This is a genomic window from Microbacterium sp. STN6, assembly GCF_026410545.1.
Lineage (GTDB): Bacteria > Actinomycetota > Actinomycetes > Actinomycetales > Microbacteriaceae > Root112D2.
Genome location: NZ_JAPMIT010000002.1, coordinates 613,942 through 629,871, shown reverse-complemented (window position 1 = coordinate 629,871; position 15,930 = coordinate 613,942). Strand labels below are relative to the sequence as shown.

Annotated in this window: 13 protein-coding genes; 2 read left to right on the top strand and 11 right to left on the bottom strand. The window is 68.4% G+C overall.

Annotated features, from left to right (window positions below):
• Positions 1 to 25: 25 nt before the first annotated feature.
• From leuS to OSC27_RS08335, 7 genes are all read right to left on the bottom strand, one after another.
• Positions 26 to 2,554, bottom strand: coding sequence for a leucine--tRNA ligase (leuS, locus tag OSC27_RS08365; protein WP_267180979.1), 2,529 nt, complete (start codon positions 2,552 to 2,554; stop codon positions 26 to 28).
• Positions 2,555 to 2,608: 54 nt separating this feature from the next.
• Positions 2,609 to 4,066, bottom strand: coding sequence for an anthranilate synthase component I family protein (locus OSC27_RS08360; protein ID WP_267180978.1), 1,458 nt, complete (start codon positions 4,064 to 4,066; stop codon positions 2,609 to 2,611).
• Positions 4,039 to 4,971 carry an ABC transporter substrate-binding protein gene (locus OSC27_RS08355; RefSeq protein WP_267180977.1) on the bottom strand — a complete coding sequence of 311 codons (933 nt, stop codon included), beginning with the start codon at positions 4,969 to 4,971 and terminating at the stop codon, positions 4,039 to 4,041. The genes OSC27_RS08360 and OSC27_RS08355 overlap by 28 nt, the downstream gene beginning before the upstream one ends.
• 117 nt (positions 4,972 to 5,088) lie before the next feature.
• Positions 5,089 to 5,817 carry an ABC transporter permease gene (locus OSC27_RS08350; protein ID WP_267180976.1) on the bottom strand — a complete coding sequence of 243 codons (729 nt, stop codon included), beginning with the start codon at positions 5,815 to 5,817 and terminating at the stop codon, positions 5,089 to 5,091.
• Positions 5,814 to 6,500 (bottom strand): ABC transporter permease, encoded by a 687-nt coding sequence (locus OSC27_RS08345; protein ID WP_267180975.1) that lies wholly within the window; start codon positions 6,498 to 6,500, stop codon positions 5,814 to 5,816. The genes OSC27_RS08350 and OSC27_RS08345 overlap by 4 nt, the downstream gene beginning before the upstream one ends.
• Entirely contained in the window at positions 6,497 to 7,324 is an 828-nt protein-coding gene (locus tag OSC27_RS08340; protein ID WP_267180974.1) for an ABC transporter ATP-binding protein, read from the bottom strand. The genes OSC27_RS08345 and OSC27_RS08340 overlap by 4 nt, the downstream gene beginning before the upstream one ends.
• 64 nt (positions 7,325 to 7,388) lie before the next feature.
• Entirely contained in the window at positions 7,389 to 8,045 is a 657-nt protein-coding gene (locus tag OSC27_RS08335; protein ID WP_267180973.1) for a TetR/AcrR family transcriptional regulator, read from the bottom strand.
• 220 nt (positions 8,046 to 8,265) lie between these two features.
• Between OSC27_RS08335 and OSC27_RS08330 the strand changes: the two genes are divergently transcribed.
• Entirely contained in the window at positions 8,266 to 9,330 is a 1,065-nt protein-coding gene (locus OSC27_RS08330; RefSeq protein ID WP_267180972.1) for an App1 family protein, read from the top strand.
• 97 nt (positions 9,331 to 9,427) lie between these two features.
• Positions 9,428 to 10,501, top strand: coding sequence for an FUSC family protein (locus tag OSC27_RS08325; protein WP_267180971.1), 1,074 nt, complete (start codon positions 9,428 to 9,430; stop codon positions 10,499 to 10,501).
• A gap of 34 nt (positions 10,502 to 10,535) precedes the next feature.
• Here OSC27_RS08325 and OSC27_RS08320 read toward each other — a convergent pair whose 3' ends face one another.
• The 4 genes from OSC27_RS08320 to OSC27_RS08305 all read right to left on the bottom strand — a co-directional run bounded on the left by OSC27_RS08320 (position 10,536) and on the right by OSC27_RS08305 (position 15,695).
• The gene (locus OSC27_RS08320) at positions 10,536 to 11,516 is read right to left on the bottom strand and encodes a carbohydrate ABC transporter permease (protein WP_267180970.1); all 981 of its coding nucleotides are present in this window, start codon (positions 11,514 to 11,516) and stop codon (positions 10,536 to 10,538) included.
• Entirely contained in the window at positions 11,513 to 12,496 is a 984-nt protein-coding gene (locus tag OSC27_RS08315) for a carbohydrate ABC transporter permease (RefSeq protein WP_267180969.1), read from the bottom strand. The genes OSC27_RS08320 and OSC27_RS08315 overlap by 4 nt, the downstream gene beginning before the upstream one ends.
• 76 nt (positions 12,497 to 12,572) lie before the next feature.
• Positions 12,573 to 13,976, bottom strand: a complete 1,404-nt coding sequence (locus OSC27_RS08310; RefSeq protein ID WP_267180968.1) for an ABC transporter substrate-binding protein — start codon at positions 13,974 to 13,976, stop codon at positions 12,573 to 12,575.
• A gap of 54 nt (positions 13,977 to 14,030) precedes the next feature.
• The gene (locus OSC27_RS08305; RefSeq protein ID WP_416348839.1) at positions 14,031 to 15,695 is read right to left on the bottom strand and encodes an alpha-amylase family glycosyl hydrolase; all 1,665 of its coding nucleotides are present in this window, start codon (positions 15,693 to 15,695) and stop codon (positions 14,031 to 14,033) included.
• Positions 15,696 to 15,930 lie beyond the last annotated feature (235 nt).

The following is a 15,930-nucleotide window of genomic DNA, read 5'->3' as shown; positions in this document are numbered from 1 at the left end:
CCGGCGTGCAGGAGAGCGGCCCCTCTCACGCCCGCGGCCGGGTGGCGATGTTCACCACGCGCGGCGCCCGCACGATGACGTTCACGATCTCGCGATCCGCGACCGTGCGCTGCACCGCCTGGGATGCGCGGGCGAGCGCCTCAAGCTCTTCCGCGTCGATGCGCGGGGACACCTCGAGGCGGTCGCGCACCTTGCCGTCGACCTGGATGATCGAGGTGACCGACTGCTCCACGAGCAGCGACGCATCCGGCGCAGGCCACTGCGCGAGCGCGACCGACGGCTCGTAGCCGAGGCGCTGCCACATGTCCTCCGCCGTGTACGGGGCGAAGAGGTTGAGGGCCAGGGCGATCGTCTCGGCGGCCTCACGGACGGCCGGATCTGCCGCGCCCGCGCCGGTGTCGATGGCCTTGCGGGTCGCGTTCACGAGTTCCATGAGCCGGGCGACGACCACGTTGAATTTGAACGCCTCGACCAGCGAAGGGGCATCCGCCAGAAAATGATGCGTGACGCGTCGCAGGGCGGCGTCTCCCGTGGTCCGGTCGACGTCGGGTGCGCTCGTGACGTCGTCGCCGACGCGCCAGGCGCGCGCGAGGAACTTGGCGCTGCCGGCGGGAGACACGTCTGCCCAGTCGATGTCGTCTTCGGGCGGCCCGGCGAACGCCATCGTCAGGCGCACCGCGTCGACGCCGTGCTCGTCGAGCTGATCCGACAGCCGCACGAGATTGCCGCGTGACTTGCTCATGGCGGAGCCGTCCATGAGCACCATGCCCTGGTTGAGCAGCGCGGTGAACGGTTCGCCGAAGTCGATATACCCGAGATCGTTCAGCACCTTCGTGACGAACCGCGCGTACAGCAGGTGCAGGATCGCGTGCGTGACGCCGCCGACGTACTGGTCGACGGGCGCCCACTTCTTCGCCTCGGCGGGGTCGAACGCCTGTGTGTCATCGTGCGGCGAGAGGAACCGCAGGAAGTACCACGAGCTGTCGACGAACGTGTCCATGGTGTCGGTATCGCGCTTGGCGTCTCCCCCGCATGACGGGCACGACACGTTCACCCACTCCTCGGCGGCGCCGAGCGGGCTGGTGCCCTTCGGCTGCAGGTCGAGCCCCTCGGCCGACGGCAACTCGACCGGCAACTGGTCTTCAGGAACGGGAACCTCGCCGCACGCAGGGCAATGAATGATCGGGATGGGCGTACCCCAGTAGCGCTGGCGTGAGATGAGCCAGTCACGCAGCCGGAAATTGGTGGCGGGCTCGCCCAGGCCCTGCTCACGCAGTCTGGCCGTGACGCTCTGGATCGCCTCGGCCTTGCTCAGCCCGTCGAACTCGCCCGAGTTGACCAGCACGCCGTCGCCGGCAAGCGCCTCGCCGGTCGCCTGCGGGTCGCGGGAGACGCCATCCGCATCCGCACCACTGCTCGTCTCGACCACAACGCGCACGGGCAGACCGAACGCACGCGCGAAGTCGAGGTCGCGCTGGTCGTGGGCGGGCACCGCCATGATGGCGCCGTGGCCGTAGTCGGCAAGCACGTAGTCTGCGGCCCAGATGGGCAGTCTCTCACCGTTGACGGGGTTGATGGCGTATCGCTCGAGGAAGACGCCCGTCTTCTCGCGCTCGGTGCTGAGGCGGTCCATCTCGGTCGTGCCGCGCACGCGTTCAAGGTACGCGTCGAAGCGCTCGCGCACCTCGGCGGAGGAGCCCTCGACCAGCTCGGCGGCAAGGTCGGCGTCGGGGGCGACCACCATGAACGTCGCGCCGTAGAGCGTGTCTGGCCGGGTCGTGTAGACGGAGACGGGCTGCTCGCGCCCCTCGATGCGGAAGTCGACGTCGGCGCCCGTCGAGCGGCCGATCCAGTTGCGCTGCATGCTGATGACCTTGGACGGCCACGTCGCCTCGAGCCCGGCGAGGTCATCGAGCAGGCGGTCGGCGTACTCCGTGATGCGGAAGTACCACTGCGTCAGCTTCTTCTTGGTGACGAGGTTGTCGCAGCGCTCGCAGCGACCGCCGACGACCTGCTCGTTCGCCAGCACCGTCTGATCGAACGGACACCAGTTGACCAGGCTCGCCTTACGGTAAGCGAGCCCCTTCTCATACAGCTTCAGGAACAGCCACTGGTTCCAGCGGTAGTACTCAGGGTCACAGGTCTGGATGACGCGATCCCAGTCGAAGCTCGGCGCGTAGCGGCGCATGCTCGCCTTCTGCTGGGCGATGTTGTCGTAGGTCCAGCCGCGGGGGTCGAGGCCGCGCTTGATCGCGGCGTTCTCTGCCGGCAGGCCGAATGCGTCCCAGCCGATCGGGTGCAGCACGGAGAAGCCCTGCTGGCGCCAGAAGCGCGCAATGACATCGCCGAGAGCGTAGGCCTCGGCGTGCCCCATGTGCAGGTCGCCCGATGGATACGGGAACATGTCGAGCACGTACTTGCGCGGGCGATCGGCCGGCACGTCGTTCGTGGCGAACGGCTTCAGCTGCTCCCACACCGGCAGCCACTTCTCCTGGATGGCGCGGAAGTCGTAGCGCGCCTCGTCAGACCGGCCGGTGTCGTGCTCGTTCGTCACGTGACTCTCATTCGTGAAGGAGGAAGAAGCGGGCGAAGCGCCCAAGAGACAAGATTACCCATTCGGCAGGTGGGAGGCGGATTCGAGCACGGCCAGCAGCGCCTCGGCCTTCAGCTGCATCTCCCGCACCTCCTCGTCGGGCACGGAGAGCGCCGTGATGCCGCCGCCCGTGCCGACGGACGCGCCGCCCTCCTCGAGCACGATGGTTCGAATGACGACGCCGAGCGCGGCGCTGCCGTCGAGGCCGAATCGGCCGAAGCATCCGGCGTATGCGCCGCGCGAGCCCCGCTCGAGCTCGTGCAGCAGGCGCATGGCGGCGAGCCGGGGCGCGCCAGTCATCGAGGCCGCGGGCAGGCACGCCGCGACTGCGTCGTATGCGTCTGCGCCAGCGGCGAGCTGCCCCTCGATCGTGCTGACGAGCTGGTGCACCTGGGCGTATGTCTCGACGTCGAGCGCCTGCGTGACCGTGACCGAGCCCGGCTCGCACACGCGGCTCAGGTCGTTGCGCATGAGATCGACGATCATGATGTTCTCGGCGCGCTCCTTGGCGCTGGCGAGCAGCTCGGAGCGAAGCTGGGCATCCCGCTCGGCGGTGCCGCCACGCGGGCGCGTTCCCTTGATCGGCCGCGTGCTCACGTGGCCGCTCGCCGATACGGTGAGGAACCGCTCGGGCGAGGCGCTGACGAGGCTGATTCCGTCGATTCTGATGAGAGCGCCGCTGCCGGTCGGGCTCGTGCGCCTGAGGGCGTTCCACACCTCAAGCGGGTCGAAGCGCCCGGCCACGTGCGCCTGGTTGGTGAGGCACAGTTGGTAAGCGTCGCCACGGCGGATGGCTTCCTGGCACTGGGCGATGAGCCCCACGTACGCGGCATCGTCGTGCCGCCAGCGCACGGACGAGACCGGCCGGGAGACGCCGGTGTTCTGAGCCGGGTGGATCGGCTCGGGAGCGGCCGAAGCGGCCGGCGCGGCCCGCCCGCCCCCTCCCCTCGAGGCCTCGACGGCGGCGGCCACCGCAGCGAACCACGCGTCCGGGCTCGCTCGCTCGCCGGCGACGGCCGTCACCACCCTCGTGTTGTGGTCGAACACGACGGCGCGGTCGACGAGCAGCAGCGCGGCATCCGGCCCCCGTGTCTCAGCCACGGGCGCACCGGTCAGGACCGCGCCGACCTCGTAACCCAGCCAGCCCGCCCAGCCGAGGTGCACGTCACCCGCCGCTGTCGACGGCGGCCCCGCGAGCCCACGAAGGGTTTCAAGGATGCCGCCCGGCCGCTCGAACGCAGCACCGCCGTCGGGGCGGCTCACTCGCACTTGGCGTTCGAGCGCCCGGGCGGTCACGGCCCACGACGACGCCGAGGCCGTGCCGAACCAGGTCTGCCCCGCGGCGTCGCCCACCCCGGCTTCGAGCCACACGGCGTTCTCGTCTGCGGGGAACAGCGCTGGGAAGAGCCGGGCCGGCTCCACCCAGTCGAATGCCGCCGAGAGTGTCAGTCGAGACCCTTGGCGCTCAGCCACTGCTTGGCGATGTCCGCCGACGATTCCTTCGCGTCGCCGCTGCTCTTCTCGTTGAACGAGATGAGGTCGTCGGTGGTGAGCTTCGCCTGCACCTTGTTCAGCACCGTGCGCACCTTCTCACTCGCCTTCTTCGAGTTGATGAGGGGCACGACATTCTGGGCGATGATCAGGTGCTCGGGGTCTTTCAGCGTGACGAACTGCTTGATCGACGGCGTCGTGGTGAAGATGTCGGCGAGCTGCACCGTTCCGTCTTCCAGGGCACCGACCGTGATGGGGCCACCGCTGTCGCTGATGGGCTTGAGCGTCGCGTCGACGCCGTAGACCTTCTTGAGCCCGGGGATGCCGTACGGCCTGGTCTTGAATTCGGCGTTGGCGCCGACGGTGAGCGGGATGTCGACCTTCTTCAGGTCGGCGAGGCTTGTGACGCCGTACTTCTCGGAGAACTCCTTGGTGACGTTGTACGAGTCGCGGTCCTGCGCCTTGGCCTGGTCGAGAACCTCGAAGCCCTTCGGCAGCGCGTCGTTGAGCGCGGCGTACACGTCGTCGCTGGTCTGGGCACTCGAGTCGGCGTCGTAGTACTGCATGAGGTTGCCCGAGTACTCGGGAATCAGGTCGATCGAGCCGTCTTTCAGCGCGGCGAGGTACACGTCTCGCTGCCCGATGCTCAGTTGCGTCTTGACCTTCACCCCCGCGGCCTGAAGGGCCTGCGCGTACACCTCGGCGATGATCTCGTTCTCGGGGAACGCCGCAGAGCCGACGATGACGGTGGACGAGCCGGACGAGCCGTTGGAGGCGCCCTTGCTCGAGCTGTCGAGCGGGTTGCCTGAGGAGCACGCGGTCAACGTCAGTGCCGCTGCGGCGACGACTCCGGCCGCCGCGAGCAGGCCTCTTCTTCGTGCGGTCATGTCTTCTCTCACTCTCCTGGTCGCTTACCGGTTGGGCAGTGCTGTTTCATGCTGCGTGGTCGTGCGTGATGGGATAACGGCGTTGCCTCGCACTTTATTCACATGTTTCTGAGTGTGTCAGTCGGCGAGCACCGCGCCTCGGCCACTGGCCGAACGCATCGTGTCATGCACCTCGGACACCCGCCCCTCGCTGACCCCGCGCGGCGTTACGAGGCGCTGAACGATGGCGAACAGTCCGTCGACGACGAGGGCGAGAGCGATCACGAGGATCGCGCCTGCCAGCATCTGCGGATAGTCGCGCAGGGGCAGCGCGTCGTAGAGGTACCGGCCGAGACCACCGAGGGGAATGTACGCGGCGACGGTCCAGGTCGCGATCGCCTGAAGCGCCGCCGAGCGCAGGCCGCCGACGATGAGCGGAAGGCCGATCGGCACCTCGACTTTCCACAGGATCTGCCACTCGGTCATGCCCACCGCGCGCGCAGCATCGACCGTCGCCCGATCCACGGACTCCACGCCGGCGTACGCGCCCGCCAGCAGCGGCGGTATCGCGATCACGACGAGCGCGATGAGCGGGCCGATCAGGCCGATGCCGAGCAGCAGGGCGAGCAGGATCACGAGGCCGAGAGTGGGCAGTGAGCGCAGGCCGCCCGAGATCTGCACGGCAAGTCCGCGCCCCCGCCCCGTGTGCCCGATCAGGAACCCGATCGGCACCGCGACGGCCGCGGCGATCACGAGTGTGAGCAGCGTGTACAGCATGTGCTCGCCGAGGCGCGCGGGGATTCCATCCGGCCCCACGTTGTGCGCGGGGTCGAAGATCCAGCCGAAGGCTGCGATGAACGAACTCATGCGCCGTGCGCCAATGCTGACACGGCCCGGCCCCGGCTCCACCGTGGCGTCGTGCGCGCGGTCCACGGCATCAGCAGGCGCCCGATGAGCACCAGAATCCCGTCGAACACGAGCGCGATAATCACGCTGCCAATGATGCCAACGAGAATCTCCTCGGGGAAGTACCGATTGAACCCGTCAAGAAACAGGTAACCCAGACTGTTCACGCCCACGACCGCGCCCACGCTCACGAGACTCACCGTGCTGACCGACACGACACGCAGGCCGGCCAGCAGCGGTCCGCCCGCGAGCGGCAGTTCCACGGCCCAGAAGCGCTGCCACGCCGAGTACCCGACGGCGGTCGAGGACTGCAGCACGTCGCGGTCGACGGAGGCGAGCGCATCCGCACTCGTTCTCACCATGAGCGCGAGCGCGTAGATCGTGAGCGCGATCACCACGTTGACGGGGTCAAGGATCTTGGTGCCGATGAGCGCCGGCATCAGCACGAACAGCGGAAGCGACGGTATGGCGTAGAGAATTCCACCGACCGAGAGGATGCCGCCGCGCGCGAGGCGGCGGCGGTTCGCGAGCCACCCGATCGGCAGTGACAGCGCGAACCCCAGCACGATGGGCGGCACGCTCAGCGCGATGTGATCGAGCGTGAGCTGCCAGATGAGGCCCAGGTTCGCGATGAACCAGCTCACGACGCCGCGTTCTCGTCCGCGAGCACCCCGGCGGCGTTGCCGTCGGAGTCGACCACGATGTCACCGCCGCGCGTGTGCTCGACGTGCAGCGCGCGCTTGCCGCGGTCGGCGCCCACGAAGCTCGCGACGAACTCGTCGGCGGGCGACGCCAGGATCTCGGCCGGCGTGCCCTTCTGAGCGACGACGCCCCCGCGGCGGAAGATCACGATCTGGTCGCCGAGCAGAAGCGCCTCGTCCACGTCGTGCGTGACGAACACCACCGTCTTGCCGAGCTCGCCCTGCAGCCGCAGCAGCTCGTGCTGCAGCTCCGCGCGCACGAGCGGGTCGACGGCGCCGAACGGTTCGTCCATGAGCAGAATGTTGGGGTCGACGGCGAGCCCGCGCGCCACGCCGACACGCTGCTGCTGGCCGCCGGAGAGCTGGCTCGGGTAGCGGTCGGCGAGCTCGGCATCGAGCCCGACCGTCTGCATGAGCTCGAGAGCCTGAGAGCGAGCGGATGCGCGGCGAACGCCCCGCAGCCGTGGCACCGTCGCGATGTTCTGCGCCACCGTGCGGTGCGGCAGCAGGCCCGAGTTCTGCATGACGTACCCGATGCTGCGCCGCAGCGCCACGGGGTTCAGGCCCGCGACGTCGCGGTCGTCGATGAGGATTGAGCCGTGCGTGGGGTCGATCATGCGGTTGATCATGCGCAGGATCGTGGTCTTGCCGCTGCCCGAGGAGCCGACGAGCACCGTCGTCTTATGCGACGGGATGATCAGACTGAAGTCGTCGACGGCCACGGTGCCGTCGGGGAACTGTTTGGTCACCGATCGGAACTCGATCATCTGCTCGGCTCATTCCGTGTGGGGCGGCGTGGAACACCAGCCAAGCAGAATTCGGTGCGAATCGCTACGCGGCGGCGGGGTACCGGGTCTCAAGGTACTCGCGTACGACCGTGCGGGCTTCGGCGATGAACCGCTCGTCTCCCGCCATGTCGATGAGGAACGCGCGGTTGATGAGCGCGTCCACGAGCTCGACGACGATCTCGAGGTGGAACGTCAGGGCCTCGTCGTCTGGCAGCGTGTATTCGGCGGCGAGGATATCCGCGAAGCGCAGTGCGAAGAAGCCGACCCGGGGCGGCTCGTCGCGGTTGACGGGGCCACGCTCCGCGTCGGCGAACCGGATGATGCGGAAGCCGGGCTCGGTGCGGAACATGCCGACGAACGCGTCGATGGCGCTGCCAACCGCCTCGACCCATGTCTCCGGCGTCTCGCCCGTCACTCGCTCCACGATCGCCTGCCGGTACCGCTCGATGGCGCGATCGCGCAGGGCTTGCAGCAGCACGATGCGGTCGGGGAAGTACCGGTAAACGGTACCGATCGACGCCTCGGCGCGGTCGGCGACCATGGCGGTCGTGAGCCGGTCGAAACCGATCTCATCGACGACGGCCGCAGCCGCGTCGAGAAGCGCGTCGATGCGCGCCGCACTGCGCTCCTGGATCGGTTCAGTCCTGACCAGGGGGGCCGCAGACGTCTGCTCGGCAGCGGCGGTCTTGTTCTTCGGCACGGGGCTACTCCTTTTGAAACGCTGTTCCACTCTACGTCCCGAATGGGGGACCCGAGGCCTGCGGACAGTCATCGGCCGCTGCTCGGATCATATTCGGAGGTTCCCTCATTACTGTCGGCAGCTTCGGCGTGGCGTTAAGTAATCCTCAGTATTAATTGACGAATCCTCCGCGCCGGCCACCCGGCACGCCCTGCTGCCGTGTCCGTGACAGACTGAGTCAATGGCCGAATCCACCGACCCGAGCGCGCGTTCGGCTCCCGTGGTGCATCGCGCGGCCCGCATCGAAGACGCAGTCCACGTCTTCCTGGCCCGACGGGCACGCAAGCGCGGCGACGTCACGACGGTCGTGCCGTACACCGGGTACGGCTCGACCACCTGGGTGCGCGTGCTCGGACGAGTACTGCTGGTCAAGCAGCCGAAGCCCGGCAGCAGAGCCGCGCGGCGCAAGGCGAAGCGTGGCGAGAGCGTGCGAGGCTGGCGCAGCTTCTTCAGCGTGCCCGTGAACGATGCGGATGTTCGGGTCGAGCTCGGCGGCACCGTGCACACCGTGCATCCGGACCGCGGCGGCGTCATCGACGCCGTGATCCCCGTGCAGCTCGAGCACGGCTGGCACACCGCCCGCCTGTCGAGCGGCGAGTCGTCCCGCTCGTGGCAGGCACCCGTCTTCGTGGTCGATCCTGAGGCGCGCTTCGGGCTCATCTCCGACGTCGACGACACCGTCATGGTCACGGCACTCCCCCGGCCCCTGCTCGCCGCGTGGAACACGTTCGTGCTCGACGAGCACGCGCGCGTGCCGACGCCCGGGATGGCGGTTCTGCTCGAGCGGCTCGCGGCCGAGCATCCGGGCACACCGGTCTTTTACGTCTCGACCGGCGCCTGGAACGTCGCACCCGCCCTCACCCGGTTCCTCTCGCGCAACCTGTACCCCGGCGGTCCGCTGCTGTTGACCGACTGGGGGCCGACGCACGACCGGCTCTTCCGCAGCGGCGTCGACCACAAGCGCACCGCGCTCGCCCGGCTCGCGAACGAGTTCCCCCACGTGAACTGGCTGCTCGTCGGCGACGACGGTCAGCACGACGAGCGGATCTACGGCGAGTTCGCGCGCGAACACCCGGACAACGTGGCGGCGGTCGCCATCCGCCAGCTCTCCGCAGGCGAAGCCGTGTTGGCCGGTGGCCGCTCGAAGCCCGAGGATCGCGAGGACACCGGCGCGGTTCCCTGGGTCTTCGCACCTGACGGCGCGGGGCTGAGCGACCAGCTCGTCGAGCTCGGGCTGCTCAGCTGAGCGGCGGCAGTAACAGCGGCAGCAGCAGCGGCGGCGGTAACGGCAGCAGCGGCGGCGGCCGCGGCGGCGGCGGCGGGCGAATCGTTACGCTGGAACAATGCGGCTGACGACCACCGTGCGCAGTGCGCGCAGAGTGCCGATCATCCAGGTCGTGAAGGTCGCCATCGCGACCGTTGCCGCCTGGCTCATCTGCCTCGTGCTGCTGCCGGGGCAGCTGCCCATCTTCGCCACCATCGCCGCGCTTCTCGTCGTGCAGCCGAGCGTGAACCAGTCGTTCGGCAAGGCCGTTGAGCGTTCCCTGGGCGTGATCGTGGGCGTTCTCGTGGCCTACGGCGTCGGCCTCGTGTTCGGTCAGCAGTCCTGGATCGTGCTGGCCGCCATCGTCGTCGCGATCTTCGTCGGCTGGGCGCTCAAACTCACTCCGGGCAGTGCCAACCAGGTGCCGATCAGCGCCATGCTAGTTCTCTCGATCGGCGCCGCCACGCCCAACTACGCGTTCGACCGCATCATCGAAACCGTCATCGGCGCCCTCATCGGGGTGATCGTCAACGTGGCGATCGTGCCGCCCGTGCTGCTCGCGCCCGCCCATCAGGCCGTCACGCGGCTGGCCGACGAGATCGCGGCGACCCTCGACCGTCTCGCCGAGACGCTCTCGACCCCTCGCACAAACGCCCAGCTCGAAGAGATGCTGCTCACGGCCCGGCTGCTTCGCCCCATGCAGGCCAAAGCGGATGCCGCGCTCACCCAGGGCGAGGAGAGCCTGCGACTGAATCCCCGGCGCTCGCGCGTGCGCGACCTGATCGAGGCCGACCGGGCGCTGTTTGTGCGGCTCGGGCCGCTCGTGACGCGCGCGCTCGGCATGACCAGGGCGCTGCACGACCACTACGACGTGTCGCTGCTGGACGAGCCGGCCGTAGGCGGGATCGCGAGCGAGCTGGGGCGCGCGGCGCACGACCTGCGGCTGCTCGCGAAAGAGACGGAACGGGCGGCCGGCCGCTCGGGCAGGCGCGGCGACGCACGGGAAGGCGACGAGCCGCCCGCGACCACCGCCGAGCTGCCCGCCCTGACCGCGCCGCTGAGCATCGGGCCGCCGCGCTCGACGCACTGGATCCTGATCGGCTCGCTCATGGAGGACCTGCGCCGGGTGCGCGAGGAGATCGTCGGCGACTAGCACGAGCCGCCGGCATCCGCTCTGCTGGCCGTGCCTACCCCTTCACGGCGCCGCCGAGGCCGCCGCCGCGCAGGAACGTGCGCTGGAAGATGAGGAAGATCACCACCGGAATGAGCGTGGCTATGGCCAGCGCTGCGAGATACACGCCGAGATCGGTCGACGACTGGATCTGCGGCAGCCGCACCGACAGCGGCTGCACGCGAATGTCGGCGAGCACGAGGTTCGGCCACAGGAAGTCCGCCCACGCGGCGTTGATGGCGAAGACCGACACGACACCGATGATGGGCTTCGACATGGGCAGCACGATGGAGAAGAACAGCCGGAAGGTACCTGCCCCATCGGTGCGCGCGGCCTCGAAGACCTCACGCGGCAGGTTGTCGAAGAAGCGCATGACGAGCACCACGTTGAACGCGCTCGCACCGGCAGGCAGCCACACCGCCCAGAACGTGTTGATCAGCGAGTGGCCGATGAGTGGCGGGTGCAGGATCGTGAGGTAGAGCGGCACGAGCAGCACCACGGCGGGCACGAACAGCGTCGCGAGCACGAGGCCGCTGACGATCCTGCCGTACTTGGGTCGCAGCACCGACAGGGCGAAGCCGCCTGTGGTCGCGACGATCAGCTGTACGGCCCACTCACCCGCCGCCATGGCGATGGTGTTGAAGAAAAAGTCGCCGATGTGAACGTCGTTCCACGCTTTGGCGAGGTTCGAGAAGGCGAAACCGTGCGGGAACAGCCCCATGGGGTTCGTCAGCGTGTCCTGCGTGGGCGTGATCGCCGACTTCATGAGCCACAGCAGGGGCAGCAGCCCCACCGCGAGCAGCACGACCAGCATCACGATGTGCAGGGTGCCGGCTGTGACGCGCACCCGTGGCCTGCGCCAGTCTGCGCCGGTCAGGATGCCGCGGTCGGCTTCCGCCGTGCCGCGGTCTCGGCGACGGCGCCGCCGGGAGGGTTCGACGGGCGCCGGCGGGGCCTCGGCGACCGGCGGTTCGTGCGTGGGCAGCGTGGTGGTCATTTGTCGCTCCAACGGGCGGTGAGGCGGAAATAGGCGAGCGACAGGATCGCAAGGAACACCGCGAGCATCAGGCTCAGCGCCGTCGCTTGCCCGTACGCGCCGCCCAGGCTGTTGGTGAACGCGTACTGGTAGATGAGAAGCAGAATGGTCGTCGTCGAGTTCACGGGCCCGCCCGAGGTGAAAAGGTAGGGCTGAAGGAACACCTGCGCGGTCGCGATCACCTGCAGAATGAGCGTGATGAAGAGGATGCCGCGCAGCTGCGGCATCGTGACGTGCCAGATCTTCTTCCAGATCCCCGCGCCGTCGACCTCGGCAGCGTCGTAGAGTTCGGGCGAGACGCCCGTGAGCGCCGCCAGGTAGATGATGATCGTGCTGCCCGCCCCCGCCCAGGTGGCCTGCAGTACGAGCGACGGCATCGCCGTCGCGGCATCCTGAATCCAGGGCTGAGGCGGGATGCCCACCCAGCCCAGGATCGTGTTGAAGACGCCGCCGCCGCTCGCGTCGTAGAAGATCTTCCAGAGCAGAACCGACACGACCGGCGGGATCACCACCGGCAGGTACGCGAGCACGCTGTACAGGCCCTTCATGCGCCGCACCTCGCTCATGATGACGGCGGCCACGAGGGGGATCGGGTAGCCGAAAAGCATGGCGAGCAGCGCGAAGTACCCGGTATTGCGGATGGCGGTGTAAAAGAGGGGGTCATGGAAGACAGCCGCGAAGTTGTCCCAGCCCACGAACGTGGGGGCCGTGACGAGGTTCGTCTTCTGGAAACTCATGATCACGGACTGCACGATCGGCGACCACGAGAACACGCCGAAGATGATGAGCATCGGCAGCATGAACAGCAGCGTGGTGAGGCCGCCGCGCTGCACCCACGTGATCGGGTTGTGACGGCGGCGTGCCCGCTGGTCGGGCGGCGCGGTGTGCGCGGGGGAAGGCGGGGACGCCGGTGCAGCGAGGCTGCTCGTCGAGGCGGACATGGAACGTCACCTTTCGTTGGAGCCGCAACCGTGGGCCGCCGGGAAACGCACCCCGGCGACCCATGGTCGCATGCGGCTACTTCTGGTCGGCGTCGATGAGTGCCTGGATCTTCGTGTTGACGCCCTTCAGCAGGCTGTCGACATCGGCGTTCCTATCTGTCAGCACCGCCTGCACCACGGAGTCGAGGGCACCGTACAGGTCCTGTGTATGCCGCGAGGGCTCAGGCACGATCTTCTGGTCCCAGATTCCATCGGTGAACGGCTTGATGTTGCCTGCGGGAATGTTGGCGTACGGCTTGACCCAGCCCTGGTTCTGCTCCCAGGTGGCCTTGTCGAAGACCGGCAGGGTCGGCGCGTTCACGGCCTGGTTTCCGGCCTTCAGCGTCTTCGCGTTCTTGATGGCCGCTGCCTTGTCCTCGGTCGGCTGGGTGCGATAGAAGTCGATCCACTTCACGGCCGCCGCGATCTGTTCCGGCGTGTCCTTGACGTTGACGACGTCGACGTTGCCGCCAGAAAGGATTCCGGCCTTCGCGTTCGAGGAGTCAACAGGGAAGGTGGTGACACCGTACTTCGACTGGTCGAACCCGTTGGCCTGCATGAGCGAGCCGATCACGTCGGAACCGCTCATGTACATGGCGATCTTGCCCGAGGCGAATCCCTGGTTGATGCCGCTCCAGTCCCACAGGAAGTTGCTGCCCATCACGTTGTCATCCCAGCGCAGCTTGTGCAGCCATTGCAGCGCCTGCTTGGTCTGCGCGTTGTCGGCGGTGACCGTCACCTTTCCATCAGAGGCGACCTTCTCCATGCGACCGCCGAGGGCGTACGTGTTCGTCGTCAGCTCCCAGCCGCCGTTGTTGCCGTTCGTCATCTGCATATACCCCGCCACACCGGGCAGCTTCTGCGAGATGGTCGTGGCCGCCGCTTCGATCTCGTCGAGCGTCGTCGGCGGCTTGTCCGGGTCGAGGCCGGCCTTGGTGAACAGCTCGCGGTTGTACGAGAGCGCCATGGCGTACGGCCCCCAGGGGATGCCGTAGATCTTGCCGTCGTCACCGGTGGCCACGTCGAGCACCGCCTTGTTCCACTTGTCAGCCGACGCTGTCTTCTTGAAGTCGGCCGTGATGTCGGCGAGCTGGCCCTTGTTGGCGAGCGTCTTCGAATCGGTGAACGGCACGTTGAAGACATCGGGAAGCGTGCCACCGGCCAGCTCGGCGGCGAACGTCGTGCCCGTCCACTGGTACTCGATGGCCTTCACGTTGATGTCGGGGTTCTGCTTCTCGAACTGCTTCACGCGGTCGGCCAGCGCCGTCAGGGCGTCTGCGGTCGCGCCGGGCAGCACGGGGGCGACCACGAGGTTGACCTTGCCATCCGCTGTGCCGGCGTCGCTCGATGAGCACCCGCTCAGCATGGCGGTGCCAGCCGCCACGGCGACGGCGAGAGCGACGGCCTTGCGCCGTGTGCTTCGGGAATTCAGGGACTTCATTGTCGTGTTCCTTTCGGTGTCTCTTTCGGAATGTGATGCAGTACTCGTGCCGCGTCAGTGTCGTGGCGCGTTCTCCGGAGGCTCATGCTGGGTGCGGAGCCAGACCGTGGAGTCGGGGGGAAGCATCCCGTCGTGCAGCGGGGCGCTGCTGAGCAGGATGCTCAGGTGTTCTGGCAGGGCGACGTCGCGCTCCGAGAGGTTGGTGACGTTGACGAACGCGGTGCCGCGGGCGAAGGCCAGCACGCCGTCTGGCCCGCTGATCCACGCGAGCGGCCCGTCGCCGAGACCCGGCTGCTGCCGGCGCACCCGAAGCGCCTCGCGGTACAGCCAGAGCATCGACGACGGGTCGCTCTGCTGCGCCTGCACGCTCAACGCGGCCCACTCGGCCGGCTGCGGCAGCCAGGGTGCGGCGCTCGCGCCCGCGGGGCTGAAGCCGAAGGGCGGCGTCGTGCCTCGCCACGGCAGCGGCACGCGGCATCCGTCTCTGCCGGGGTCAACGCCACCCGAGCGGAAGTGCATCGGGTCCTGCAGAAGCTCGGCGGGCAGGTTCTCGACCTCGGGGAGGCCGAGCTCGTCGCCCTGGTAGATGTAGAGGCTGCCGGGCAGCGCGGCCGTCAGAAGTGCGGCGGCCCGGGCGCGACGCCGGCCGGTCTCGAGGTTCGTCGGCGTGCCCGCACGCTTGGTGGCGAACGCGAACGAGCTGTCCGCGCGGCCGTACCGCGTGACGGGCCTGGTCACATCGTGGTTCGAGAGCACCCAGGTCGAAGGCGCCCCGACGGGCGCGTGCGCGGCGAGGGTTGCGTCGATCGACGCCCGCAGCTCTGCGGCATCCCACGGGCGCGCGAGAAAGTCGAAGTTGAAGGCGGTGTGCAGCTCGTCGGGCCGCAGGTACTTCGCGAACCTCTCGATGTCAGGCAGCCAGATCTCGCCGACGAGCATGCGTGTTCCCGGGTACGAGTCGGCCAGGCGCCGCCAGCTGCGATAGATGTCGTGCAGCTCGTCACGGTCGGTGTTCGGATGCTCGCCCGGCCCCGGGTTCTCGGGAACCTCTGGGAGCGCCGCATCCTTCACGAGAAGTGCGGCGGAGTCGATGCGCACGCCGGCCACGCCTCGGTCGAACCAGAACTTCAGGATCTCCTCGTGCTCGCGACGCACATCGGGGTGGTTCCAGTTGAGGTCGGGCTGCTCGGGGGCGAAGAGGTGCAGGTACCACTCCCCCGGGGTGCCGTCGGGGTTCGTCGTGCGCGTCCACGTGTCGCCCGAGAAGTTCGAGACCCAGTTGTTCGGCATCGACTCGCCATTCGCGCCGCCGCCCGGGCGGAACCAGAACCGCTCACGCTCGGGCGAGCCGGGTCCGGCGGCCAGTGCCTGCTGGAACCACGGGTGCCGGTCGGAGATGTGGTTCGGCACCACGTCGATGATGGTACGGATGCCGTATGCGAGCGCCTCGGAGATCAGCGCCTCTGCGTCGGCAAGCGTGCCGAACGCCGGGTGGATCTGGCGGTAGTCGCTCACGTCGTAGCCGCCGTCTGCCAGCGGAGAGGCGTACCACGGGGTGAACCAGAGCGCGTCGACGCCGAGGTCGCGCAGGTAGCCGAGCCTCGACCGCACACCGGCCAGGTCGCCCGTGCCGTCACCGTTCGCATCGGCGAAGCTGCGCGTGTACACCTGGTAGATCACGGCGCTGCGCCACCAGAGCGGGTCGTCGTTCGGCACCATGGAGCGAACTGCGGATGCCGCCGGCTGGGCCGTCGGCTGGGGAGTCGGCTCGGCCGTCGGCTGGGCAGTCGGCTCGGCAGCCGGCCCGGCAGTCGGCTGGGCAGTCGGCTGGGTGAGCTGCGGGGTCGCGGTCGAGGTCGAGGTCGCGAAGTGGTCCACGGGCGGGTCGCTTTTCTGTGTGGCGAGTACGACTCCTCATGAAGCGTGCTCGGTGGCTGGCGGGCAACGAACCGAA